This is a genomic window from Ensifer sp. Root558 (assembly GCF_001427045.1).
Classification (GTDB): domain Bacteria; phylum Pseudomonadota; class Alphaproteobacteria; order Rhizobiales; family Rhizobiaceae; genus Ensifer; species Ensifer adhaerens.
In genome coordinates this window covers 669475-693402 of the sequence record NZ_LMGC01000001.1, presented here as the reverse complement: position 1 = coordinate 693402, position 23928 = coordinate 669475, and the positions used below count along the sequence as shown (strand labels likewise).

Sequence of the window (23928 nt, the reverse complement as noted above, 5' to 3'; positions counted from 1 at the left end):
TATGGAGCCTGCCCATACCGACCCGGAGATCTTCTCGCATATCCGCGTCGTCATGGGCATGATCGTCAGCCTGAGCCTCGCTCGGCTCTTGAGCGGCATTGCACTCTTCGTCCAGCATCCCGGCAAGACGCGCGTCTACTGGATCCACCTCGGCTGGGTCCTGTTCATGTTCGTCTTCCTCGTGCACTTCTGGTGGTGGGAGTTCCACCTGCATTCGCTGGCGGTGATCGATGTCAGCGTCTACCTCTTCGTCGTCCTCTATTGCTGCGTCTTCTTCTTTCTCTGCGTCATGCTGTTTCCAACGACGCTCGACGACTACAGCGACTACGAACACTATTTCATGTCGCGCCGGGCCTGGTTCTTTGGTGCCCTGGCGCTTGCCTTTGCCGTCGATCTCGTCGACACCGCGTTGAAGGGAAAGGCCTATTTCGCGTCCTACGGCTTTGAGTACCCGGCGCGCAACACCGCCTACATCCTGCTCTGCATTGCCGCCGCCTGGACCCCGAACCGCCGTTTTCACGCGGTCTTCGTCGTCGCAGCCGTCGCCTACCAGCTCGTCTGGATGTACCGGGCTTTCGATCTTCTCGATTGAGACGCGGCAGGGCCGTCGTTGAGGATTTCCGTCCATTGGTCTTGATCCAGCGGCACGGCAGTGCTTTATCCGTTAGTCATATCTATATCTCGCATATGCAGGTCGGGGGACTGTTGCATCATGGAAATCTTTACCGCTGCCGGCCTGGCGGCGCTTCTTCAAGTCATCGTCATTGACCTCGTTCTCGCCGGCGACAACGCCGTCGTGATTGGTCTTGCCGCCGCTGGCCTGCCGACGGACCAACGCAAGAAGGTCATTCTCGTCGGCATCATCGCCGCCACGGTGCTGCGCATCGCGCTCGCCAGCGTCACGGTGCAACTGCTCGAAATCATCGGCCTGCTGCTCGCCGGCGGCATCCTGCTGCTTTGGGTCTGCTGGAAGATGTGGCGAGAAATTCGCGAACAGCAGGCAGCAAACGCTGCGGGCGAAAGCGGACAAGGCTCCGAGGCGCCCAGGAAAACCTTCATGCAGGCGGCCATCCAGATAGTCGTCGCCGACGTCTCGATGTCGCTCGACAACGTGCTCGCTGTTGCCGGCGCTGCCCGCGAACATCCGACGATCCTGGTAATCGGCCTTGCGCTTTCGATCGCCATGATGGGCATCGCCGCCGGCTTTATCGCCCGGCTGCTCAACCGCTATCACTGGATCGCCTATATCGGTCTCGTGATCATCCTCTATGTCGCGCTCGACATGATCTATCGCGGCGCAGTCGAGGTCTGGCCGCATCTGGCCCCGGCCGTGGCGGCGGTGATGTAGTTACCGCAACGCCGACGACAAACCGCTTTTCGCTGAAAAGGCAGGGTTTACGCCCTGCCTTTTTCTTTGTGTCCGTTGGGGGTGCGTCAGCCCTTGAAGATGAAGGAAGCACCGGCCGCGATCAGCGCGAAGCCGACCAGATGGTTCCAGCCGATCGACTCCTTCAGCCAGAAGACGGAGAAGGCTGCAAAGACGATCAGCGTGATCACCTCCTGCATCGTCTTCAACTGGGCCGCCGAATAGACCTGGTGGCCGATGCGGTTTGCCGGCACCGCCAGGCAATATTCGAAGAAGGCAATGCCCCAGCTGGCGACGATCGCCATGTAAAGCGGCGACGACGTGTACTTCAGGTGCCCGTACCAGGCAAAGGTCATGAAGACGTTGGAGATCAGGAGCAGAAGAACGGGCCAGAGATAGGCCGGAGAAAGGGTGAACGACATGAAGAACCTCGGCGTGCGAATCACGTTGAGACGATGCGCCGCCGCCCCGTAAGCGCGCAAGTGCCGCCGCTTCTCCGGCGTAAAGACCTGCCTTGGAAGGCACCGACCCACTATTTTTTTGATGTCTGACGCGGCGAATCGCCGTTTCGCATCAGCTATTTCGGCGATTAGCAATCCCTGCCCTAATATTTTACGGGTTTTGCCACAATTTTGCACCGGCGCATGGTGAATGAAGCTTTGCTGCCCGACGGGGCAGACAGGGGAATACCACACTTCGAAACGGCAGTTGCCGTGAAGCTGGCTCCGCGTTCTGCCGCGGTTCGCCGGCGTGCCTGATGCGGCGTTTTCAACGCCTGCACGCGCGCGTCCGCTGATATCTCCCCGCCCAACATTGGAAACCGTTGAGCAACCGGGTGCCATGCCGGCGATTGCCAGGCCGCCCCGACCGTTCGCACCAAGCAACTTGTCAAGGAGACCTGACCATGAAGGTCCTGGCGTTTCTTGCGGCTGCCTATGTCGCGCTACTGACACCTGATTTCGCCAATGCGGGCATGCTTGCCCAGGCGCAGCAATACAAGGGCCTGCACGAGGTCAAGAACAACAAGACCCTTCGTGCAGCGCTCGGCATCAACCCGGCCCGCACCCCCTGGTGCGGCCACTTCATGGGCATGGTCGCCCGCAAGGCCGGGCGCAGTCCGCCGCAGAGCTTCGGCATCGCCCGTTCCTGGCTGCGTTTTGGCGCGCCCGTGAAGCTCTCCTATGCCCGTCCCGGCGACGTCGTCGTCGTGCGCACCGGCCGCGGCTATCACGTCGGCATCCTGTCCATGCTGTCGAAATCGACGGCCCAGCTGATCGGCGGCAACCAGTCCGGCGGCGTCAGGGTCTCGCAGTTCGCACGCGGCCAGGTGGTCGCCATCAGACGGTAGCGCGGCCACAACCGCGCCCGAGCGAGCTTCTTTCAGCGCCGGCTTTCCGGAATGCTGGCTTGCGCCCTCAAGCGAGCTTCAGCCGCATGGCACAGCGCCGCTCTGCCGGCAGCCCGTGCGCCGCCTCGTTGGCAAGGATTTCGGCAAGACGCGGATCGAGTTCGCCCGCATCGAGCGTCACAAAGCCGAGCTTGCAATAGAAGTGCTCGTTCCAGGCAAGATCGCGGAACGTCGTCAGCGTGACGGCGGCGCGTGACGTCACGCGCGCATGCGCGATTGCCGCCAGCATCAGCGTGCGCCCAAGCCCCTGCCCCTGACGTTCCGCCTCGACGGCAAGCTGCCAGATGTGCATGGCATCGTCGGCAACCGTAGCGCAAAGAAAAGCGATCGGCCGATCGGAGGCGTCGACCATTACCACCGATAGTCCGGTGCGCAGGAATTCGCGATGAGCTTCTGCCGATTGCACGTCGTCATCGGCAATCCAGGCAAGCTCGGGGACGGTGCGGAACACCTCGCCCGAGGAGCGCTCGATGGCGGGCAGAAGAGAAAGGTCGCTTTCGCGTGTGGGTCGAATCAGCGGCATGATGGCGCCATCCTACCGCCGCACTGCGCCGCGTCGACCCCGCTGCGTGTTCCCTGGCTGACCACCACGCCGCTTAAAGCGGCAACGCCATCAACATCTCGTCGAAATAGGCATCGTCAACCCGCAGCGCGCGCTGTTCCAGGCCGTATTCGACAAATCCCGCCTTCCGGTAGAGGTTGAGGGCAGCAGCGTTCGACGAGACGACAGTCAGCAACAGCCGCTCCACCTTGCCCCGCGCTTCGGCGATAATCCCGTCGACGAGCAAACGCGATAGCCCGGTTCCTCGTGCCTCTGGCAAGACATACATGCCCCAGAGGGTCCCCTTGTGCTTTGCCTTTGTCGCCGTCTGGATCGCGAGGCCAGCAACACCCATGAGCTTTTCATCGCTATCGAAGGCGCCGAGGACGAAGCCGCTATCAAGCCGTTCCGCTGTGACCTCGATCGGCCGGCTGGCCTCATCCTCGTAAGATGAACCGAAGGCTTCAGGATGCTTCAGCAGGCCGTCTAGCCGAACTGCCCGATAGGCCTCGGCATCACTGGAGGTGAGCCGGCGAATGGAAAAAGGCGCCATCACTGTTGATCCCGAGCGCGATAGAGGTTGCCGGCCTGAACCAAGCGCGGCGGCATGAAGGCCGCGAACCTTGCACAATCGGCCGCTCCGCGGAAGCACCGGCGAGTACAATCTCGCGTAGAAGCCGCGTGGAGCATTTTTACGCTTTGAGCAGCGTCTTCAGGCCCGATCAGGGCGATTTACGCTTCTCGGACTTTCTAATTTAAGTTACGCTTAATTTCCTTCTGACCAGATGCCGCAGGAGGGGCCCGCCGCCTTGGAACGGAAGCTCGCCGTGATCCTTGCTGCCGATGTCGCTGGTTACAGTCGCCTTGTCGCGACCGACGAGGAAGGCACGCTTGCGACCCTGGCCACCTACTGCGAGACGATTTCCGGCCTTGCTGCGGAGCACGGGGGCCGCGTCTTCGGCGCGGCCGGCGACAGCTTGGTCGCGGAATTCCAGAGCGCCGTGCAGGCCGTGCGGGCGGCGGTCGCCATCCAGCGAACCCTTCAGCGCCGCAATGCCGACCTACCGCCAGAAAGGCGCATGGAGTTCCGCATCGGCCTCAATCTCGGCGACGTGGTTGTCAACGGCGGCAATCTGCTCGGCGACGGGGTCAATGTCGCCGCCCGGCTCCAGCAGGTGGCGCAGCCGAACGACATCTGCATTTCCGGCGCGCTCCACGACCAGATCGAAGGCAAGCTCGAGTTTCCGATGCAGCGCCTCGGCGAGCGCGCGCTGAAGAACATACCGCGTCCGGTCCTGGTCCACCGCGTCGAGTGGCGCGAGAACCCGGCGGGCGGCGACTTGCCCGGCATGCCGCTTTCCCTGCCCGACAAGCCATCGATTGCGGTGCTGCCCTTCGTCAACATGTCCGGCGATCCCGAGCAGGATTTCTTCGCCGACGGACTGACTGAGGACATCATCACCGCACTGTCGCTTTACCGCTGGTTCTTCGTCATCGCGCGCAACTCTTCCTTCGCCTACAAGGGCCGCGCCGTCGACGTCAAACAGATCGGCCGGGATCTCGGCGTGCGCTACATCGTCGAAGGCAGCGTGCGCCGGTCCGGCTCGCGGGTGCGCGTTACCGGCCAGCTGATCGAGGCCGAGACCGGCAACCACCTCTGGGCGCAGCGCTACGAGCGTGAATTCGCCGACCTCTTCGCCATTCAGGACGAAATCACCCAGCATGTGGTCGCGGCAATCGAGCCGGAGATCCTGATCGGCGAAAACCGGCGCGCGCAATTGCGGGGCACCGACAATCTCGGCGCCTATGAATGCCACATGCGCGGCACCCTGCTGCACAACGCGCAGGATTCCGCCGTGCATTTCGACGAGGCGATCGAATGGCAGCGCCGCGCCATCGCCCTCGATCCGGAATTCGGCCGCGCGCACATGATGCTCGCCCGCTCGCTGTTTGCCCGCTGCTTCTTCGGCTTCAGCAAGGACATCGACCGCGACAGCGCCGAGTTGCAGGCGGAGGCCGCGCGCGCTGTGGTGATCGACGATCACGACCCCTATTGTCACTATGTCATGTGTCTCGCCAACTTCGCGGCCCAGCGGCCGCACGCCGCGGTCGAGGAAGCGCAACAGGCGATCGACATCAACTCCAACTTCGCGCTCGCCCACATGGCGCTCGGCTGGGCGCGCATCTATATCGGCCGCTTCGCCGAGTCGCTGGACCCGCTGCACAAGGCGCTGCGGCTGAGCCCGCACGATCCGCTCACCTATCTCTTCCTCAACCGCATGGCGCTCGCCCACTACCATCTCGGCAACTACGACGAAGCCCTGCGCTGCGCCGAACGGGCGCTGCTCTTGCGCCGCACCTATTTCAACCTGGTGATGCTGATCACCTGTCTCGGCCAGCTCGACCGCATCGATGAGGCGCGCAAGCTTCTTCCGGAAGCGATCGCCAACGCACCGAGCGACGTGCCGCGCTACTGGCGCTTCTTTACCGCCTATGTCGATCCTGCCGACCACGCGCATTTCAACGACGGGCTCGTCAAGGCGGGCCTGCCCATGGTTCCGTAGGCCGCCATGACACGATCGCAACTGTTCGGGGTTCTGATCGGCATGACGGTGGTGGCGTTCTTCACCATTCTGCGCGCCCAAGATCCGCAGTTGCTGCGCCAGGCGCGCGACGTCACCTTCGACGAATACCAGCGCATTGCGCCGCGCCGCTTCGAGCCCATGCCGGTCAAGATTATCGACATCGACGAGGCGTCGCTGCGCGAGCTCGGCCAATGGCCCTGGCCGCGCGATCGGCTGGCGAAGCTGACCGACCGCTTGAGCGAGATGGGTGCGGCCGCGATCGCCTTCGACGTGCTCTTTGCCGAGCCGGACAGATTGTCGCCGCGCACGGTGGTGCGCGATGTCGGCGGCGTCGATCCGTCCTTCCTTGCCGCCCTGCCGGACAATGACGAGATCTTCGCCGAGGCGATCCGCGACAAGCCCGTGGTTCTCGGCTTCGGCCTGACCAACGAGGGCAGCTACCTGCCGCCGGTCAAGGCCGGCTTTGCCCTGACCGGCGAAAGCGCCAACGAAGCGCCGCCGCGCCTGCGGGCCGCGACGCCGCTCAGGCCGCAGCTCGAGGCCAATGCCGCCGGCCTCGGCCACATCAGCCTCAATCCCGGCTCGTCCTCGGCGGTGGTGCGCACCGCCCCGCTATTCCTGAGCGACGGCCAGCAGTTCTATCCGAGCCTGGCCATGGAGGCCCTGCGGGTGGCCCAGGGTGCTTCGACCTATGTCCTGGCGGCCGCACCAGACGTCGCCAACACGCTGACCGCCGTCAAGATCGGCGACTTCGTCGTACCGCTGATGTCGACCGGCGAGGTCTGGCTCTTTGTCACGCCGGACACGACGGAACGCTATATCTCGGCGCGCCGCATTCTCGCCGACGGCGAGCCTTCGCCGGATATCCGCGCCGGCATCGAAGGCAGCATCGTCTTTATCGGCACTTCGGCGGCCGGACTGCAGGATGTGCGCACCACCGCGCTCGGCCAGAACGTGCCCGGTGTTTCGATCCACGCGCAGATCGTCGAGCAGATCCTGTCGGGTCGCTATCTTTCGCGCCCGGATTGGGCGAACGGGCTCGAAATCCTCTCGATCGCGCTCGCCGGAACGTTGCTGGTGCTGCTCACCACCTTCGTCAGCCCCGTGGTCGCACTCGTCTGCGGCATGGCAGTGACGGCGCTGGCGCTCGTCGCCTCCTGGATCGCCTTCTACTATGGCGGACGGCTTTTCGATCCGCTGGCGCCGATCCTCGCCGCCTCGATCACCCATTTCGCGGCCACTGCCTACCGCTTCCTGGTGACCGATCGCGAACGCCGCGAGGTGCGGCAGGCCTTCGGCCGCTATCTCTCGCCGTCGCTGCTCTACCGCATCGAGCATACGCGCAATGCCCTCAGCCTCGGCGGCGACGATCGCGAGCTCACCGTGATGTTCGTCGACGTGCGCAGCTTCACCGAAATGAGCGAGCGCATGACGCCGACCGAGGTCGTCGCCTTTCTCAACACGCTGCTCGATGCGCTGAGCCGGCATGTGCTGGCCAACGAGGGCACGCTCGACAAGTTCATCGGCGATTCGATCATGGCCTTCTGGAATGCGCCGGTCGACGTCGCCAACCATCCGCAAAAGGCAGTGCGTGCAGCGCTTGGCATGCGCGAGACGCTGGCGCGGCTGAACGCCGACAATGCCTTCGGCTTCGGCGCCGATCAGGAAGTGCGCATCGGCATCGGCATCCATACCGGGCTTGCCTGCGTCGGCAACATGGGCGCCGAGACGCGGTTCAACTATTCCGCCGTCGGCGACACCGTGAACATCGCCGCGCGCATCGAAGCGGCCTGCAAGGACGTCAACATCGACATTCTGGTGTCCGAGGCGACCGCCCAGGCTCTGCCGGACCATGCCATGCTCGACGCCGGCTCCCTCGGGCTCAAGGGCAAGACGACGCGAACGCGGGTCTATGCCGTCGCCGGCGACGAAAACCTCGCTGCCTCGCCCGCCTTCGCGGATCTGCGCGGCCTGCACGATCGGCTGGTCGCCGCACTCGGCGCTCGGACGCAGACCAGCCGCAGCATCGTCAACGCCGCCAAGCTGAAGGCAGCGGCGCTGACGCCGGCACTCGCCGGTTTCTACGCCCGGATCGGCCGCCGCGCCGACCATTTCGCGCAGACCACCGACGAGAATACCAAGCGTCCTGCCGAATGATCTTGCCCACGGCAGCCGAAAGCCACCTCGCAGAGCACATGCGGAAACGACCGCAGCCTACTGATTTAGTGCAGTTTTCAAGAAACACGGCTCGCCAGAGGAAGGCGGCAAGGCGCACCGGCTCGGCTTTGAGATCAGGCGCGCGCCAGCAAAGCCTTCGCCGCCCCTTCAATCGTGGCTTGGGGCCTGATCCTGCGTCCCCTGATCCTGGCTCGGTTGATCGCCGCCACCGCCGTCTTGCGGTCCTGGGTCGCCGGGGTTGTTCGGCTGCGGCCCGGGATCACCCGGGTTTTGCGGCTGCGGCCCGGGATCACCCGGGTTTTGCGGCTGCGGGCCGGGATCGCCCGGGTTCTGGGGCTGCGGTCCGGGATCGCCGGGGTTCTCCGGCTGCGGGCCCGGATCCCGGGGCTTTTCTTCCGGCGGCGGCTTCTCTTCACGCGGCTTTTCTTCGACGCGAGCCGGTTGCTCTGGGATGGTACGGGTGGTGCCCTCGAACTGCGCCGCGCGCAGCCCGCAACCGCCGCCCACCCAGCCGATCGCTCCGGACAGGCGTTGACCTCCGGAGAGGAACGGCAGCGCCTGGGCATTGCCGAGGGATTTCAACGTCGTGCGGCTTACCCGTTTCGGTTCGGTGGCCCTCCGGCCAGGCTTGGCGACGACGCAATCGCAGCGCTGCGTCAGCTGCCGGCAGCCGCCTGGACCGCAGAAATCCGCCGCGCCGCTGAGCAGCACCACGGCGGTGGTGCCATCCGGGCCGACAAAGAAGTCGAAGGCGGTGCCGCGCACCCCGATGGTGCCGGCCGGCGTGACGATTTCATAGGCGGAATGGCCGGATTTGCCGCTGATCCAGCGGAACGTGCCCTTGGCGGCCATGATGGTCAGCTTCTTCACCGACTTCTTGTCGTCATAGACGAACTTGTCGATGACGACGGAAGACCCCCAGCCGACGGCAAGCTTGGTGCCGTCCTCGAAGACGAACTGCCCGAGCCCGGACTTCGATGTCGATATCCGTTCGTTCTTGTAGACAGGGTCTCTGACCGCAATCGCACCCCGCGCACCGTTGACCGCTGTCCGGATCTCCACCGCTGTCGCCCGAGCCCGGACTTCGATGTCGATATCCGTTCGTTCTTGTAGACAGGGTCTCTGACCGCAATCGCACCCCGCGCACCGTTGACCGCTGTCCGGATCTCCACTGCCTTGCCGACCGGTTCGGCGGCAAACAGGGACATCGGACCAAGGACCACGGCACAAAGCCCAAGTGCGGCACCACGCAAGCAGAACATGGCACCCTCCAAAGAACTATTGTTATCACGCGGCAGGCTTGGCTGTCTTCTCGCCCAATCGGGGTAACGCTGCGTCAGGCCCGCAACCGTAAGGGTTACAATGCGACAGGAATCCGACCCGCCTTGGTTGAAGCCCGCGATTCAAGGCGCAAACGGCGCCGGAATCGACTTCGGCAACCGGGGCGAAATGTTGCCCTTTTGTACTCCCTCGCCCCTTCACTTTCGGCCGGACTCTCTCCATATTCCCCGCCATGACCAAAGCTCCGAAGAATGCCCCGCCGAAGCCCTCCACCCCGTCCGGTTTCGAAGAAGCGCCGCAGGCGCCTTTGTCAGGCACGCCGCTTTCCGGCAATGTTTCCGACTGGGTGAAGCAGCTTGAGGCGGACGCGGAAGCCTCGGCCTTCGAAACCCAACGCCAGATCGCCTCCAAGGCCGGCAAGCACCGCAAGACGGTGGAGATCGCCGCCTCCAAGGCGGCGCGCAAGGCAGCGGGCGCCGATGACGAGGCGCAGCCGAAGAAGGCGGGCAAGAAAGGCAAGGTCGAGATCGTTGGCAGCAAGTCGGCGCGCGGCACCTCCATGGGCGGTTCGACCGACCCGAAGACCCGCGCCGCCGCCGGCCTCAATCCGGTGGCCGGCCTCGACGTCTCGCTGGAAGATGCCGCCAAGCTGACCTCCACCTCGGGCGTCACCGCCACCGTCGAGGCGCTTTCGGCGCTGATCGAGAGCGGCAACCCGCTGTTCAAGGACGGCAAGCTCTGGACGCCGCATCGCCCTGCCCGCCCACCGAAATCCGAGGGCGGCGTCGAAATCCGCATGGCGTCGGACTACCAGCCGGCCGGCGACCAGCCAACGGCGATCGCCGATCTGGTCGAGGGCCTGAACTCCGGCGAGCGCAGCCAGGTGCTGCTCGGCGTCACCGGCTCGGGCAAGACCTTCACCATGGCCAAGGTGATCGAGGCGACGCAGCGCCCCGCCGTGATCCTCGCGCCCAACAAGACGCTCGCCGCCCAGCTCTATTCCGAGTTCAAGAACTTCTTCCCGGACAACGCGGTCGAGTACTTCGTCTCCTACTACGACTATTACCAGCCGGAAGCCTACGTGCCGCGCTCGGACACGTTTATCGAGAAGGAATCCTCGATCAACGAACAGATCGACCGCATGCGCCACTCGGCCACCCGCTCGCTGCTGGAGCGCGACGACTGCATCATCGTCGCCTCGGTCTCCTGCATCTACGGTATCGGCTCGGTCGAGACCTACACCGCCATGACCTTCCAGATGAGCGTCGGCGACCGGCTCGACCAGCGCCAGCTTCTCGCCGACCTGGTGGCGCAGCAGTACAAGCGCCGCGACATGGACTTCCAGCGCGGCTCGTTTCGGGTGCGCGGGGATACGATCGAGATCTTCCCGGCCCACCTGGAGGATGCCGCCTGGCGCATCTCCATGTTCGGCGACGAGATCGACGCCATCACCGAGTTCGATCCGCTCACCGGCCAGAAGACCGGCGACCTGAAGTCGGTGAAAATCTACGCCAACTCGCACTATGTCACCCCGCGCCCGACGCTGAACGGCGCCATCAAGGCGATCAAGGAAGAGTTGGTGCATCGCCTCGCGGAACTCGAAAAAGGCGGCCGCCTGCTCGAAGCCCAGCGACTGGAGCAACGCACCCGCTACGACATCGAGATGCTCGAGGCGACAGGCTCCTGCGCCGGCATCGAGAACTATTCGCGTTACCTCACCGGCCGCAATCCCGGCGAGCCGCCGCCGACGCTGTTCGAATATATCCCCGACAATGCGCTGCTGTTCATCGACGAGAGCCACGTCTCCGTGAGCCAGATCGGCGGCATGTATCGAGGCGACTTCCGCCGCAAGGCGACGCTTGCCGAATACGGCTTCCGCCTGCCCTCCTGCATGGACAATCGCCCCTTGCGCTTCGAGGAATGGGACGCGATGCGCCCCGACACGATCGCCGTTTCGGCGACGCCCGGCAGCTGGGAGTTGGAGCAATCCGGCGGCGTCTTTGCCGAACAGGTCATCCGCCCGACCGGCCTGATCGATCCGCCGGTGGAAGTGCGCTCGGCGAAAACCCAGGTCGACGACGTGCTCGGCGAAATCCGCGAGACGGCCGCCGCCGGCTACCGCACGCTCGTTACCGTGCTCACCAAGCGCATGGCAGAAGACCTCACCGAATACCTGCACGAACAGGGCATTCGCGTGCGCTACATGCACTCCGACATCGACACGCTGGAGCGCATCGAGATCATCCGCGACCTGCGTCTCGGCGCATTCGACGTGCTCGTCGGCATCAACCTTCTGCGCGAAGGCCTCGACATCCCCGAATGCGGCTTCGTCGCCATTCTCGACGCCGACAAGGAAGGCTTCCTGCGCTCCGAGACCTCGCTGGTGCAGACCATCGGCCGCGCCGCCCGCAACGTCGACGGCAAGGTCATCCTCTATGCCGACCAGATCACCGGCTCCATGCAGCGCGCCATGGACGAAACCAGCCGCCGCCGCGAAAAGCAGATGGCCTATAACGAGGCCAACGGCATCACCCCGGAATCGGTGAAGGCGAAGATCTCCGACATCCTCGATAGCGTCTACGAGAAGGACCACGTCCGCGCCGACATTTCCGGCGTCGCCGGCAAGGGTTTCGCCGACGGCGGCCACCTCGTCGGCAACAACCTGCAGGCGCACCTCAACGCGCTGGAAAAACAGATGCGCGACGCCGCCGGCGACCTCGACTTCGAAAAGGCCGCGCGCCTGCGCGACGAGATCAAACGCCTCAAGGCCGCCGAACTCGCCGCGATGGACGACCCGATGGCGCGGGAAGAGGCACGGTCGCAGGAGGGTGGCAAGCGGTCCGGCTCCTCGACGTCATCTTCGGGCTCGACCCGAGGATCCAAATCCACCGACGACAAATCCCTATTTCAGAAGCCGTCCCTCGACGACATGGGCCCAGGCACGGACACGGAGACCCCACTGTTCCGCAAGCCCGACCTCGACGAAATGGGCCGCGACGTCGCGACACCCGCCGGCGCGGACAAATCGCTGTTCCGCCGGAACACGCTGGACGAAATGACCGTCGGCCGCACCGAAAAGCCAGTCATCGGCCACGTCCCGGAAAAACCGATCGTCACGCGGGCGAAACCGGGTGTCGGCTCCTATGAGGATCCGGTGGATCAGAAGCGGCAGAAGGGGCGGACGAAGGGCAAGACGGGGCGGCCGGGGCGGTGAGGTAGAACTTCGATGGAGTGGTTTGCATGACGAACGCTGAGCAAGCCGGATCAATCTCCGCGAACTGATCGATGGGGAAGCGCCGCTGCCGTTGTCGGCATGTTGTCAATCGGGCCAGTCTTCGCCGGCATTGTGATATCGCGTTTCATTGCAGGTGAACTGCCCGGCCACCACACGCTTACCGTCGCCGAACACCAAATCCTGTTTTATTTGATAATCTCGGCGCTAGGTTATGGCGCCTTCAAGACGATGCAGCTCAGCCTGTTGTTCGTTGTCGCTCACTTCGGCGGCCGGTGGAAGCTTTAGAAAAAGTTGATTGAGATGACGGTCGGCCGGGCACAATAGTCCGCGATCTTCAAAACTCTCGGAGAGCGCCCCGGCCAACTCCGACGTACTCGCGGTGGCGCAGGGAACCTTGGCCTTGCCGCCTCCCCCATTCCCCGCTACAACCACCCTCATGATCAAGACCGCGCTCATCGCTGCCAACTATTATGCGACGTCTCCATAGGGAGCGGCGCGTTTCGATCATGCCTTGAAACAAGCCGCCGTCAGGCGGCTTTGTTTTGTTCAGTGCTCCCTGGCGGCATAGCCATGGAGAGTACCGATGACCCATTCCGACAATCCAACCGATGCCTTTGAGCCGCGTTCCGCGATCACCTGGACGCTGGTTGAGCGCGGTTATGTCAACCAGGTGACCGATCTTGCGGGCGTCGACGGCGCCTTTGCGGCCGGCGTCGTGCCTGTCTATGCCGGTTTCGATGCGACGGCGGACAGTCTGCATGTCGGCCATCTCATGCCGATCATGGCGCTTCGGCGTCTGCAGCAGGCCGGCCACAAGCCGATCGTTCTGATTGGCGGCGGCACCACCCGGATCGGCGATCCCAGCTTCCGTTCGGCGGCACGGCCGATGCTGTCAGAAGACGAGATTGCGGCCAATGTCGCCGGCATCCGCAAAGTGTTCGAGCGGCTGCTGACCTTTGGCGACGGGCCGTCCGACGCGGTCATGGTCAACAATGCCGACTGGCTGGACCGGATGGCCTGGATCGACATGCTCCGGGACGTCGGCAAACATTTCTCTGTCAACCGCATGCTTTCCTTTGACAGCGTGAAAACGCGGCTGGAGCAACAGGAGAACCTGAGCTTCCTCGAATTCAACTACATGATCCTGCAGGCGGTCGATTTCCTCGAGCTGTTTCGCCGCACCGGTTGCCGGCTGCAGCTCGGTGGCGGCGACCAGTGGGGCAATATCGTCGGCGGCGTCGATCTCTTGCGCCGGATCGAGGGCGCGGAAGTCTTCGGCATGACCACGCCGCTCCTGACCACCGCCTCGGGCGTCAAGATGGGCAAGACAGCGGCCGGCGCGGTCTGGGTCAACGAAGACCGCCTGTCGCCCTACGACTACTGGCAGTTCTGGCGCAACGCCGAGGATGCCGACGTGGTGCGCTTCCTCAAACTCTTCACCGAACTGCCGATCGACGAGATCGAAAGGCTCGGTCGCGCCGAGGGTGCGGAACTGAATGCGGTGAAGGAGCGGCTTGCCAACGAGGCGACGGCACTGGTGCATGGGCGGCAAGCGGCCGATCATGCACAGCAGACGGCGCGGCAGGCTTTCGGGCAAGGCGAAGCCGCCGCGGGCTTGCCGACCGTCGAACTCGACGACGCCGAGCGCACTGCCGGCGTGATGCTGATCGACCTGCTCGTCCGGGCCGGGCTGGCGGCATCGAAGAGCGAAGCGCGGCGGGCGATCTCAGGGCGCGGCGTCCGCATCGACGGCGAGGTCGTCGAGGATGGCGACGGACTGCTGACCGTCGCCGGGCGCCCGCTGCGGCTCTCGCTCGGCAAGAAGCGCCATGTGGTGGTGAAGTAGCGGTTCTCCGCTACGACCACAGCCTCACCGCCCTCGACCCGGCGCTTGTTTTGGACCCTCCTCGCGCCACATCTGCGGCGCGGGGGATGCGTCGGCAAACCAAAGCGCCTGTGTGCGCTGGCTCGGCATCTCCTGCCGCGCCGACGCGCGGCAGCTGGATCTCTGTGACGCGCACAGAGATGAGGGTGGAGATGATGCAGCCGCAGAAATCGTGGCTTGGGCGTGACGACGGTAACCGGCGGCGCTCTTATGAAATCGGCTCGCAGCGAACCACCTTGGCCGAAGAAGTGCCGGGATTACCCGACCGCCCTCATTCCTGTGCCTGTCACAGGAGTCCAGCAGCGCCGCGTCTGCGGCGCGAAGGGCCTACTGCCAAAAAGTTTGCCGGAACGAGCCGCCGCAGTTTTCCGCCGTGCGGCCGCATTGGTACGGGATCCCTGTGACGAGCAGAGATGGACGGGGCTGCAGCCGCCAAGATCGCGGCTCCAACGGCCCGGACAACACATCGGGGCTGTGGCGGGCGGCATCGTGGCGCCAACGCCGCTCGAAAGTGAGCCCGCCCACGGCCACGCCGACGTCGCGGCGACCAGCCCACCGCAACCGCCCTCGCCTCGACCTGCCCTGCGTCGTCGCCAAACTCCTCGCCCCACTTGCAGAGCGCATCCGCCGCCACGTTCAGCGCGGCACCGCGTTTGGTCAACGAATAGACCACCTTTGGCGGCGTTTCCGGATAGGTGGTGCGGCTGACGAGGCCATCGGCTTCCAGTTCGCGCAGTTGCTGCGCCAGCATCTTCTCGCTGATGGCGGGCATCGCCTGACGCAGGCGGCCGAAGCGGCGCGCGGCCTTGCCGAGTTCGCAGAGAATATCGACCTTCCACTTGCCCTCGATCGCCCGCAGCGCGGTCATGAAACCGCAGTTTTCCATGGCATCCGTCACGTCATCCTCCCTTACGCCGGGGTAACCACTTACCCGCGCGTGCGTATTGCGACCCGATTGTCCCGTCTTACGTCTCAGCCGCGACGACAAATGCGTCGCCTCGAACAAGCGAAGCGGGATGCGCGTAGCGAGCGCCGATCCCGCACCAAGGATATGGAGACTGGATATGCAACCTGCAATCAGCGTTTTGGGAATGGGGCGGATGGGGTCGGCATTGGCGCATGCGCTGCTCAAGGCCGGGCACCCGACGACGGTGTGGAACCGTACGCCGGCAAAGGCCGCGCCGCTCGCCGCAGCCGGAGCCGAAGTGGCGGCCAGCGTACGCAACGCCGTCGCAGCCTCCGACATCGTCATCGTCAATGTCAGCGACTACCAGGCGACGCAGAGCCTGCTGCGCGACCCTGACGTCACTGGCACCCTCAAGGGCAAGCTGATCATCGAGCTGACCTCCGGCACGCCCGATGGCGCCCGCGAGGTGCAGGCTTGGGCCGGGCGGCATGGCATCCGCTACCTCGACGGTGCGATCCTGGCGACGCCCGATTTCATCGGCACCGAAGCGGGCACGCTGCTCATCTCCGGCCCGGCCGCGGCGTTTGAGGAAAGCCGCGCAGTGCTCGGCGCGCTCGCCGGCAATGTGCAGCATATCGGCGCTGATCCGGGCCTTGCCAACGCGCTCGACAGCGCGGTGCTCGCCCTGATGTGGGGCGCGCTGTTCGGCGCGCTGCAATCGATCGCCGTCTGCCGCGCCGAGGCGATCGATCTCGAAACGCTTGGCAAGCAATGGTCGGCGACGGCGCCTGTCATCGATGGCCTCGTCGCCGACCTGATCAAGCGCAGCGCCGCCGGGCGCTATGCGGCCGACGACAAGACGCTTTCCTCGGTCTCGCCGCACTATGGCGCCTTCCACCATCTGGTCGAGCTGATGGCCGCCCGCGGCATCGACCGGACGATCACCGACGGCTACGAGGCGATCTTCCGCCGTGCCATCGACGCCGGCCACCTGCACGACGATTTTGCATCGTTGTCGCTGTTCATGGGGCGTCCGTAACGCGTAGGTGACGGGGCGCGCGCCGTCCGCTGTGCCGCCCCGCGCCACAATCTTTCAGATTTGCGCTTTAAGCCTTTGATCCATCGCCGCGTTCTGCGCCTGCCGCGTCCTTGCTCCGCGTGCGGCGGTGCGCACTCACTTCGCGGCCTCCGCACCGCCCCCTTCGCCTGCCGGCTTGAGTACTCCGACCAAGGTCTTGCCGTCGGTGAAGTAAGGATCGCCGCCGCCGTTGCGACCCGATGTGGTGGCGCCGACGCCGGGGATCTCATAGGTCGATGCCACCTGCCCGGCCTTGTCGAGGTCGTCGATGACCAGATTGCGTTCGGCATCGAGATCGGGGCCGATGTGGTGGGTGATCTGGCCGGTATCGTGGCTGAGGCCGACGCCGCGGTCGAAGCTGGCCGAACCGAGCCAGAGCGGGCCGCTGCCCTCCACAGGCTTGGTCGTCTGCCAAAAGCGCACATGGTTGCGCTGGTCGGCGCTGTGGCCGACCGGCTTCTCGAAGGCCAGGTCCTGCTTGCGCCCCTCATAGAACAGCGGACTGACGGGCGCGTCGAGATCCGGCCGGTCGAGCACGACGCTGAGGCCGATATCGACCGAGGACCTGAGCGTCACCTTGTCGGCGGCGTCCCATCCGGCCGCGGCGAAGGCGCGGATGATCTGCTCCTTGGAGCCGACCAGCCCGACATTGATCGGGTCGCCGGGAATACCCTGCTCCGTGGACGTTACCATGGGATTGAGCGGAACCCTGCGCCTGGAATCACGGAAGACCCAGAGTTCCGGGACGAGAAAATAGCTGACCGCGAGATAGGCGGCGAGCATGGTCGCCAGCAGGAAAACGGCTGCACGCATGTGTGAGCGGCTCATGCCACTCTCCTTCGCTCCAGACGATGGCAGAGTCCCGGCTATCGGACACAGACGAAGACTATGGCACCGATGGAGGCGACTGCACAGCGGTGCCACAAAGGCGAACGTCGGTGATATCAACGCCGCCGATCGCGCCGGCCGACAGCCAGGTGTCCGGATCACGGGTGTCGTCGTCGTCCCGGCGTACTTACCACAGGCAAAGTCGAGACGGCGCCGCCTACTCCGCCGCGTGCGCCTTCACCTCCAGCGCCTCAAGCTCGTAGGAATACCCCTCCAGCATTTCATAGGCCTGCTCGATCGTCTTGATCTGCTCGTCGGTGCTCTTGATCGCCTCGGCGATCGAGCGCGAGCGGGCGCGCAGCATCGAGCCGAGCACGTCGGTCTCCGGCCGGCGGCCGAGGCGGTCGAGGTGCTTGCGCACGCGGGCCCGGTGGCGCTCGAGTTCGAGGATATGGAAGCGGCTCTTGACGATATCGTCCGAAAGCTTGCGCCGCATCGCGGCGACAGGATCGAAGCTGCCGGGCTCGCGCTCGTCGAGGATGAACTCGTTGACCAGCGTTTCCAGCATCATCAGGCCCTTGAGATCGCGCGCGTCGGCCAGCTGCGGATCGTAACCGGTGTCGTCATAGACCTTGCGGCGCACCGGATCCTTGAGCAGCTCATAGGCCACCTGCAGTCGCGCGAACTGTTCAGGATCGCCGCCGGAATCCGGATGCGCGGATTTCGCCGCCTTGCGATAGGCGTTGCGGATCGCCTGATTGTCGGCGTCGCGTTCCAGTCCAAGCAGTTCGTAAGGGTCGATCACGCTGTCCCTCTCCGTATGTCACTCTCGCCACCAGCAAGACCTGGCCGGCGCACTCTCACCAATTCAGCCCCGGCGATACTTCGCCCGCACGGCGATACTTCGTCCGTCCTCGCGGCCGCCCGTCTGCGCCACTGGCTACGCCATCGGCGGCCAAGACGGAACCAACCTTCAGTAAAACCTGCGCGTTATCCCGGGGATGCGCAAGTGTTATGGAGAGGTGCAAGCCTTCCCCCCGGCAGTCCGCCCCCAAAACGCAAACGCCCGTTGGCGGCGCGCACGTTCGGTCGCGGTCGGGACGAAATTGTGTCCGGAAACCGGCCGTCCCCGATTTTTCTCCCTGCCCGGAAAGCGACGGTCGAGAACGGGCCAAAGCCCTGCAAAGACAGAGGCTGGACGGCTTCCCGCGGCGCACAAGGCGCTTGCCTTTTTCTGCAAATCCTGTCACTTCTTGCCCCGTTCGGGCGATTTCTATCCCGGAGACTGGACTTTCAACTGCGCCCGGCCTTGTGTCGGGACCGCCGGCAGCGGCACCGTAGACGTCTTTTCCCCGATATCGTGACCACTCGACGCCTTTCCGCTTGCAAGCGGAAGACGAGATGCCCACATCCCCCAGGGGGCGCGGGCAACGCAAATTGACTGAAGGAAAAGGACTTCTTCCATGGCCACCAAGGGCATCGTAAAATTCTTCAACCAGGACAAGGGCTTCGGCTTCATCACGCCGGATGGCGGCGCGAAGGACGTGTTCGTACACATCTCCGCCGTTCAGGCCGCTGGCCTCGCTACGCTCAAGGACGGCCAGCAGGTCACCTTCGACACCGAGCCGGATCGCATGGGCAAGGGCCCGAAGGCCGTCAACATCCAGGCTGCCTAAGCCGGATCGTCCAGTCGGACATTCATTTGGAAACGGCGCTCCGCAAGGGGCGCCGTTTTCGTTTGGGGCTTGCGCTCGACCCGAGGAGAGGCGCTATCTTCTCCCGACGCAGCAAAGCCTGCGCCGAACGCGCGGCCCAATGAGCGCTCGGGCGAACTCGAGGACGACAAACCGAGAGGTCTGCGGCACTTACCCTCGAACGCCCCGCGGGCGCCCGCACACTCGGCGACCGCCTACTCCGCCGCCTGCTTCGCCGCCGTCGCCTCGAAGACCGCGTCGAAGGCCGCGTGGATTACGTCCGGCCCCGCGCCCTGGCGGGTCGCATCGGAGGACAGGATCTGGCGATAGCGTCGCGCACCCGCCCAGCCCTGGAACAGGCCGACCATGTGGCGGGTCACATGGATCAGCCGGCCGCCATTGGCGATATGCGCGGCGGCGTAATCGGCCATGGCGTCGCGGACCTCCGCCCAGAAATCAAGATCGAGACGATGGCCGCGCTCTGAGAAGGTGGCGCCGTCTTCGACGATTGGCTTGGCGCCAGTCAGCGGATGCGAGAAATGGCGATCGGCCGCTGTCAGCATGGCGCTGTCGTGATAGGCAGCGCGGCCGAGCATGACGCCGTCCAGATGCGGAAGCTGCTCACGCGCCTGATTCAGGGTCTGAAGACCGCCGTTGATACCGATGAAAAGATTGGGATTTTCCTGCTTCAGCCGATACACGAGGCCATAGTCGAGCGGCGGGACCTCGCGGTTCTCCTTGGGGCTCAGGCCCTGTAGCCAGGCTTTGCGGGCATGCACCCAGACGGCGTCCGTGCCGGCATCGATCACCTGCGCGACGAGCGTGCGCAACGCCACTTCCGGATCCTGGTCGTCCACCCCGATACGGCACTTGACCGTAACCGGGATTTTTACCGCCGCCTTCATCGCCGCCACGCAGGCGGCCACCGTTTGCGGCTCCTGCATCAGACAGGCGCCAAACGTGCCGGATTGCACCCGGTCCGACGGGCAGCCGACATTCATGTTGATCTCGTCATAGCCGAAGCCTTCGGCGATCCGTGCCGCCTCCGCCATCTTCGCCGGATCGTTACCGCCGAGCTGCAGCGCCACCGGATGCTCGGATACGTCAAAGCCGAGCAGCCTCTGCCTGTCCCCCCGCAGGATCGCCTCGGCGACGATCATTTCCGTATAGAGCAGCGCATGCTTCGATAGCTGCCGCGCGAAAAACCGATAGTGCCTGTCCGTCCAGTCGATCATGGGCGCAACGGCGAAGACCGGTGCGTTGAAATACGCCTTAGTGCGCGCAGCTTTTCCTGCGGTCTCAGTCATCTTTCGTGCGTCTCTTGTTCAATGGCCGCGGCAAGGGCAGCGCCGAAAATTCGCGCATGCCGCCAGCAGGCATTATCTAGTGTTGCCGGGCTTATATAACGCGACGCCGAAGAAAGCGAGCTTTAGACACCTACGGCAATGAGAGGCAACGAGGAGGCCTCAGCAACGCGACCCGTCACCCAAAGGGAACGGTCGTCCAGCGGTAGCGAATGCTGCGCAAGAGGAACGGCGGCAACGCCGCCACCTGCAGTGACAGTCGCTTGCACTCGCGCCAGAGCTTCTGATGTATCTTGAGCTTCAGCTTCACGCGAGCCGCTGCTCCGGCCGGCTTGCGGATCGTGCTTCCGTGCGCCGGGTCGGCGCTGTCGAGAAGCATGCCCTGGATGCAGACGGCCGGATAGAGCTGATGAATGCGGCAGTCGTCCGGCCGCGGCACCTCATCGTCGAACATGAAATGATCGACAGGGCATGGAAACGCCCCTTCCGAAAGCTCAAGCAGTCTTTTTGCATAGTCCCGAGAGATGACATAGCCGCCCGTGCCGACATGGCATCCCCGCAATGCATGGATCGTACGCCCGGCATCGGCGAGCACACGGGCACGGCTGAGAAACACCTTCTGCCGGAAAGTTTCGATCTTCAGCAGGCCCACTTCGGCCGGGATCCAATCCGATGACGACAGCGCCTGGGTTGCGCTCGGGGAAAAGAAGACATCGTCCTCGATCACCGCGCCATAGGCATCGCTCCCTTCCGCGATGATGGCCCAGCACTTCCGATGGCTCATGAAGCAGGCGATTTCAGCCTTGTTCATCCTCTTCCACTGCTTCGACACCGGCTGCATCGCCAACACGGCGTCATCGAGCTCTCGCCCGTCAACGGCAGCCACGCGCTCAAAATTCAGGCCGAAGGTGGAAAACTGGCTTCCGATGTGGATCAGTCGCTCAGGGGAACGGTCGAGATTGATCACCAGGCAGCGCATGGATACCCCTTGCTTCCTTCCATCTTGACGTGTGTGGGCCGAAAGCGCACGCCGCTTGGTCAGCCTATCGCGCCCGATCCAAGGAACTGCGAAAAAACGCTCCGAAATCAACGGCAGGGTAACCGAACGCATCATCGGGATTCGTACAACTGCGCGACGAGCTACCACGGATCGCACCGCGTCACAACGATCAGCGCTGTAGCGACAAGCGCCTGCGTTACAACAACTCCCCTGAACTCCTCGCGATACGGCACTAACGGGGCAACCAACAAGGTGCCGGCAACACGGCCTCCGCCGATAGCCTCCTGCCGACGGCGGCTCCGCGCCGGGCATGGTTTCCACTTTGTTAAGAAGAATCGCACATCTTGCCGCCTCGACTGGATCGTCATCGGAGCGAAACATGAGCTACGATTGGAGCGGCGAACGGCGCCGACGGACAATAGCGACCGTCATCGGCGCCGCATTTCTGCTGCTGGCGCTGGCGGCCACGGTCGCTGCCGCGGTTGGCACGAGCCTTTTTTGAGCGACAGGCGCTTTTTGCGCCTTCGTTTCACAAAGGACGAAACTCGCAATTGCCAACGGAAAGAAGGCAGATGATCAGCTCGCCTCAGCCCCGCCGCTACGCACAGCACGGGGTTGACGGCGACCGCGGACAGGACTAGGGCAGCGTTCCTGTATCGTTACCGGTCACAGGAATAAGGACAGACGGCATGAAACGCGCGATCGCGGCACTTCTCACGCTTCTCTTGGCCGGGTGCCAATCGATGGAGTTGGAGGCGCCTGAAATCGCGAAGCCCCGGCCGACCGCCCCGGCCGTTCCGACGCTTTCGGGCGATGCGCTCCAGGCCTTCCTCGTCGGCAAGACGCTGCGGTACAATCTCAACGGCGTCAACTCCACCTTCTTCCCCGACGGCCGCTACGGCTATCGCGACTACGAGGTGCGCGATGGCGGCAGCTACACGATCACCGGCGACGAGGTCTGCATCACCTTCGAGGATGGCGGCCGGCGCTGCGACCAGTATGCGCAGATCGGCTCCGACTATTACCGGATCGAGGAAGGCGGTCGCCGAACCAAGGTGGACCGCGTCGTCCCGGCGGCCTGACAATCCCGACGGCAACGGGCGTGCCCGTATAACCCCTCATTCCCGAGGGGTTCAATTCGCCGGCCTTCTGCCATAGTGCGCGCGGGAATGCGGCCTTGTGGGAGGGACGGGTGGCCCCATTGCGAGCGACACAATGCCTGGCGCTGTCGAAGGCCGACATGGAGCGGTTGCAGCGCGTCTTTGACGCGCTTTGCATCGAACAGGGCTGGGCGCGAGACGGTGAGCCTGCGCGGCGGCATGCCAGGATGCTGATCGACGACTATCTCGCAGGCAATACCAGCGAAGGACGCCTGCTTATTGCCGGTCGCGCCTTCGCCGAAAGCTTGCAGCGTGGCATCCCCAGATAACGCCAATCGCGGCACTCGCGCCAGGCGGAGCGGCCGCCGGCGGCAGCCTGTCCTGCCATAACCGAAAAGCTGCTTACAAAAGCGAACTCCTGCGCTACATTAGCAAGATCGACTGCCGACCTTCTCGAGAGGAGCCAGAGGCCGGCGGTCGCAAATGCCGATGTTCATTGAGATGATCTCGAGGAGGAGACGCATGCAATTAGTCTGGAAACAGCCGATCGAACTCGACTTCGTTAGCGGCGATTGCCGCACCGTCAAAGGCCCCTCAGACGCCCTCGCCTGCCTTGCAGACCATTGGCCTCGCCGCGGACCATTCTATGTGGCCGCCCGCAGTGCCTGCCGCGCCGCCATCGACGGCCGTCGCACCGCAGAAGAGGCCCGATCGCTGTTCATCTCGGCCGCCGAAGAAGCCGAGTTGCCTACGCACTAACCCGCCTACCGGCGCTGAACGAAAGGTGCCGCTGGAAGGCGGCGAGCGTTTGCCATCGGGCAAGCGACACGATGACTTTTTTGATTGAAAGCTTCGGCCTTTGACGGCCGCGGACGATTATTCAGGCTCCGGGCATTCGCCCAGCAAACGCATCATTTCAGCACATTACTGCCCAATCTCGGGTGATTTTTCCAGAAATGGCCCGATTTCTGTCGTGAAGCATTCATTTCTTTCTACTATATTCTGAGGTGCCTCACAAAAACCAATTTCGGAGCGCCTTAGTCCCATTAAGGGAATTCAAGAAAAACGATATACGGGAGAGAACATATGAGCGAGAGCAATCTCTATCGCATCGTTGAAGTCACCGTGAAGCGTGAAGGTGGCCGTCGTGATCTCGGCATCATGACCGTGCGCCAGGCCCTTGAGCTTCCCCAGGTCCCCAGCCTCGAATACAGCCATCCTGAACTCAACTCGCGTTCGGACGGTCGGTTCCTGACCCGAGACCAGCTTCAGGCCTACGCTCATTGCGCCTGACTTTGCCGATGATGGCATCCTTTCGGATGCCGTGATCGCGCGCGCCCTGGTGGGCGCGCCTTAATCAAAATCTTCGTCCCCAATCCTTGTTCTTAATTTTTCTGCGGATCGATTCCGATTCGCGGATTTATGCAGTAACGTCCGGATTCTCTCTTGCCTCGCCTCAACCGAAATCGGCCAACGGCGAACGCCCAACAAACGCGCGGTGCTCTTCCTGTCGGTTGCGACAGGCGGACGCCCAAGAC

23 protein-coding genes and 1 pseudogene are annotated in these 23928 nt (G+C 64.0%); 14 read left to right on the top strand and 10 right to left on the bottom strand.

The genetic code is table 11. The features are described 5' to 3' along the window. Position 1 precedes the first annotated feature (1 nt). Complete coding sequence (locus ASD63_RS03455; RefSeq protein WP_034795242.1) at positions 2–592, top strand: hypothetical protein; 591 nt, start codon at positions 2–4, stop codon at positions 590–592. A gap of 120 nt (positions 593–712) precedes the next feature. Beyond that, the gene (locus ASD63_RS03450; RefSeq protein WP_034795244.1) at positions 713–1348 is read left to right on the top strand and encodes a TerC family protein; all 636 of its coding nucleotides are present in this window, start codon (positions 713–715) and stop codon (positions 1346–1348) included. A gap of 86 nt (positions 1349–1434) precedes the next feature. Here ASD63_RS03450 and ASD63_RS03445 read toward each other — a convergent pair whose 3' ends face one another. Next, positions 1435–1788 (bottom strand): DMT family protein, encoded by a 354-nt coding sequence (locus ASD63_RS03445; protein ID WP_034795307.1) that lies wholly within the window; start codon positions 1786–1788, stop codon positions 1435–1437. Positions 1789–2270: 482 nt separating this feature from the next. Between ASD63_RS03445 and ASD63_RS03440 the strand changes: the two genes are divergently transcribed. After that, complete coding sequence (locus tag ASD63_RS03440) at positions 2271–2714, top strand: TIGR02594 family protein (RefSeq protein WP_034795245.1); 444 nt, start codon at positions 2271–2273, stop codon at positions 2712–2714. 67 nt (positions 2715–2781) lie between these two features. Here ASD63_RS03440 and ASD63_RS03435 read toward each other — a convergent pair whose 3' ends face one another. Beyond that, a complete protein-coding gene (locus ASD63_RS03435; protein WP_034795249.1) occupies positions 2782–3297 on the bottom strand; it encodes a GNAT family N-acetyltransferase in 516 nt (171 codons plus the stop codon). Between the two features lie 73 nt (positions 3298–3370). Further along, on the bottom strand, positions 3371–3868 hold the full coding sequence (locus ASD63_RS03430; RefSeq protein WP_034795266.1) for a GNAT family N-acetyltransferase: 498 nt from the start codon (positions 3866–3868) through the stop codon (positions 3371–3373). Positions 3869–4124: 256 nt separating this feature from the next. Here ASD63_RS03430 and ASD63_RS03425 point away from each other — a divergent pair, with 256 nt between their 5' ends. Continuing rightward, positions 4125–5879, top strand: a complete 1755-nt coding sequence (locus ASD63_RS03425) for an adenylate/guanylate cyclase domain-containing protein (RefSeq protein ID WP_034795269.1) — start codon at positions 4125–4127, stop codon at positions 5877–5879. 6 nt (positions 5880–5885) lie between these two features. Continuing rightward, positions 5886–8057 (top strand): adenylate/guanylate cyclase domain-containing protein, encoded by a 2172-nt coding sequence (locus tag ASD63_RS03420; RefSeq protein WP_034795272.1) that lies wholly within the window; start codon positions 5886–5888, stop codon positions 8055–8057. 357 nt (positions 8058–8414) lie between these two features. On the opposite strand, the pseudogene ASD63_RS03415 reads toward ASD63_RS03420, so the two are convergent. Further along, positions 8415–9175: pseudogene (locus tag ASD63_RS03415) on the bottom strand (FecR domain-containing protein); the annotation flags it as partial. Between the two features lie 416 nt (positions 9176–9591). On the opposite strand from ASD63_RS03415, the gene uvrB reads away from it, so the two are divergent. Then, positions 9592–12573, top strand: a complete 2982-nt coding sequence (gene uvrB, locus ASD63_RS03410) for an excinuclease ABC subunit UvrB (protein WP_034788499.1) — start codon at positions 9592–9594, stop codon at positions 12571–12573. 225 nt (positions 12574–12798) lie between these two features. On the opposite strand, the gene ASD63_RS35850 is transcribed toward uvrB, so the two are convergent. Continuing rightward, the gene (locus ASD63_RS35850) at positions 12799–13059 is read right to left on the bottom strand and encodes a hypothetical protein (RefSeq protein WP_210174237.1); all 261 of its coding nucleotides are present in this window, start codon (positions 13057–13059) and stop codon (positions 12799–12801) included. 118 nt (positions 13060–13177) lie between these two features. On the opposite strand from ASD63_RS35850, the gene tyrS reads away from it, so the two are divergent. Beyond that, the gene (gene tyrS, locus ASD63_RS03400) at positions 13178–14440 is read left to right on the top strand and encodes a tyrosine--tRNA ligase (protein WP_051659136.1); all 1263 of its coding nucleotides are present in this window, start codon (positions 13178–13180) and stop codon (positions 14438–14440) included. A gap of 325 nt (positions 14441–14765) precedes the next feature. Here the strand turns inward: tyrS and ASD63_RS33885 are convergent, their stop codons facing one another. Continuing rightward, positions 14766–15377: a helix-turn-helix domain-containing protein gene (locus ASD63_RS33885; protein WP_234798741.1), complete on the bottom strand. Its 612-nt coding sequence runs from the start codon at positions 15375–15377 to the stop codon at positions 14766–14768. Between the two features lie 166 nt (positions 15378–15543). On the opposite strand from ASD63_RS33885, the gene ASD63_RS03390 reads away from it, so the two are divergent. Further along, positions 15544–16425 (top strand): NAD(P)-binding domain-containing protein, encoded by an 882-nt coding sequence (locus ASD63_RS03390; protein ID WP_034788492.1) that lies wholly within the window; start codon positions 15544–15546, stop codon positions 16423–16425. 135 nt (positions 16426–16560) lie between these two features. On the opposite strand, the gene ASD63_RS03385 is transcribed toward ASD63_RS03390, so the two are convergent. Continuing rightward, positions 16561–17292, bottom strand: coding sequence for an LssY C-terminal domain-containing protein (locus ASD63_RS03385; RefSeq protein WP_051659135.1), 732 nt, complete (start codon positions 17290–17292; stop codon positions 16561–16563). A gap of 217 nt (positions 17293–17509) precedes the next feature. Further along, positions 17510–18097, bottom strand: coding sequence for a J domain-containing protein (locus tag ASD63_RS03380; RefSeq protein WP_034788490.1), 588 nt, complete (start codon positions 18095–18097; stop codon positions 17510–17512). A gap of 658 nt (positions 18098–18755) precedes the next feature. On the opposite strand from ASD63_RS03380, the gene ASD63_RS03375 reads away from it, so the two are divergent. Next, positions 18756–18968 carry a cold-shock protein gene (locus tag ASD63_RS03375; RefSeq protein ID WP_034788487.1) on the top strand — a complete coding sequence of 71 codons (213 nt, stop codon included), beginning with the start codon at positions 18756–18758 and terminating at the stop codon, positions 18966–18968. A 233-nt stretch (positions 18969–19201) separates the two neighbouring features. Here the strand turns inward: ASD63_RS03375 and dusA are convergent, their stop codons facing one another. Then, positions 19202–20293: a tRNA dihydrouridine(20/20a) synthase DusA gene (gene dusA, locus ASD63_RS03370; protein ID WP_034788485.1), complete on the bottom strand. Its 1092-nt coding sequence runs from the start codon at positions 20291–20293 to the stop codon at positions 19202–19204. A 175-nt stretch (positions 20294–20468) separates the two neighbouring features. Continuing rightward, entirely contained in the window at positions 20469–21269 is an 801-nt protein-coding gene (locus ASD63_RS03365) for a glycosyltransferase family 25 protein (RefSeq protein WP_051659134.1), read from the bottom strand. 400 nt (positions 21270–21669) lie between these two features. Between ASD63_RS03365 and ASD63_RS36550 the strand changes: the two genes are divergently transcribed. The 5 genes from ASD63_RS36550 to ASD63_RS03345 all read left to right on the top strand — a co-directional run bounded on the left by ASD63_RS36550 (position 21670) and on the right by ASD63_RS03345 (position 23683). Continuing rightward, complete coding sequence (locus tag ASD63_RS36550; protein WP_256385285.1) at positions 21670–21792, top strand: hypothetical protein; 123 nt, start codon at positions 21670–21672, stop codon at positions 21790–21792. 187 nt (positions 21793–21979) lie between these two features. Then, positions 21980–22372 (top strand): hypothetical protein, encoded by a 393-nt coding sequence (locus ASD63_RS03360; protein ID WP_034788482.1) that lies wholly within the window; start codon positions 21980–21982, stop codon positions 22370–22372. Positions 22373–22482: 110 nt separating this feature from the next. Beyond that, positions 22483–22719: a hypothetical protein gene (locus tag ASD63_RS03355; RefSeq protein ID WP_234798742.1), complete on the top strand. Its 237-nt coding sequence runs from the start codon at positions 22483–22485 to the stop codon at positions 22717–22719. 193 nt (positions 22720–22912) lie between these two features. Then, a complete protein-coding gene (locus tag ASD63_RS03350) occupies positions 22913–23149 on the top strand; it encodes a DUF982 domain-containing protein (protein WP_082566472.1) in 237 nt (78 codons plus the stop codon). A gap of 327 nt (positions 23150–23476) precedes the next feature. Beyond that, a complete protein-coding gene (locus ASD63_RS03345; RefSeq protein WP_034788476.1) occupies positions 23477–23683 on the top strand; it encodes a hypothetical protein in 207 nt (68 codons plus the stop codon). Positions 23684–23928: the final 245 nt, after the last annotated feature.

Coding starts and splice junctions, on each gene's coding strand:
- ASD63_RS03350 (WP_082566472.1), top strand. CDS start 22,913: ATGCAATTAGTCTGGAAACAGCCGATCGAACTCGACTTCGTTAGCGGC.
- ASD63_RS03385 (WP_051659135.1), bottom strand. CDS start 17,292: ATGAGCCGCTCACACATGCGTGCAGCCGTTTTCCTGCTGGCGACCATG.
- ASD63_RS03360 (WP_034788482.1), top strand. CDS start 21,980: ATGAAACGCGCGATCGCGGCACTTCTCACGCTTCTCTTGGCCGGGTGC.
- ASD63_RS03455 (WP_034795242.1), top strand. CDS start 2: ATGGAGCCTGCCCATACCGACCCGGAGATCTTCTCGCATATCCGCGTC.
- uvrB (WP_034788499.1), top strand. CDS start 9,592: ATGACCAAAGCTCCGAAGAATGCCCCGCCGAAGCCCTCCACCCCGTCC.
- tyrS (WP_051659136.1), top strand. CDS start 13,178: ATGACCCATTCCGACAATCCAACCGATGCCTTTGAGCCGCGTTCCGCG.
- ASD63_RS03430 (WP_034795266.1), bottom strand. CDS start 3,868: ATGGCGCCTTTTTCCATTCGCCGGCTCACCTCCAGTGATGCCGAGGCC.
- ASD63_RS03435 (WP_034795249.1), bottom strand. CDS start 3,297: ATGCCGCTGATTCGACCCACACGCGAAAGCGACCTTTCTCTTCTGCCC.
- ASD63_RS03390 (WP_034788492.1), top strand. CDS start 15,544: ATGCAACCTGCAATCAGCGTTTTGGGAATGGGGCGGATGGGGTCGGCA.
- ASD63_RS03440 (WP_034795245.1), top strand. CDS start 2,271: ATGAAGGTCCTGGCGTTTCTTGCGGCTGCCTATGTCGCGCTACTGACA.
- ASD63_RS03365 (WP_051659134.1), bottom strand. CDS start 21,269: ATGCGCTGCCTGGTGATCAATCTCGACCGTTCCCCTGAGCGACTGATC.
- ASD63_RS03445 (WP_034795307.1), bottom strand. CDS start 1,788: ATGTCGTTCACCCTTTCTCCGGCCTATCTCTGGCCCGTTCTTCTGCTC.
- ASD63_RS03375 (WP_034788487.1), top strand. CDS start 18,756: ATGGCCACCAAGGGCATCGTAAAATTCTTCAACCAGGACAAGGGCTTC.
- ASD63_RS03420 (WP_034795272.1), top strand. CDS start 5,886: ATGACACGATCGCAACTGTTCGGGGTTCTGATCGGCATGACGGTGGTG.
- dusA (WP_034788485.1), bottom strand. CDS start 20,293: ATGACTGAGACCGCAGGAAAAGCTGCGCGCACTAAGGCGTATTTCAAC.
- ASD63_RS03345 (WP_034788476.1), top strand. CDS start 23,477: ATGAGCGAGAGCAATCTCTATCGCATCGTTGAAGTCACCGTGAAGCGT.
- ASD63_RS03450 (WP_034795244.1), top strand. CDS start 713: ATGGAAATCTTTACCGCTGCCGGCCTGGCGGCGCTTCTTCAAGTCATC.
- ASD63_RS36550 (WP_256385285.1), top strand. CDS start 21,670: ATGAGCTACGATTGGAGCGGCGAACGGCGCCGACGGACAATAGCGACC.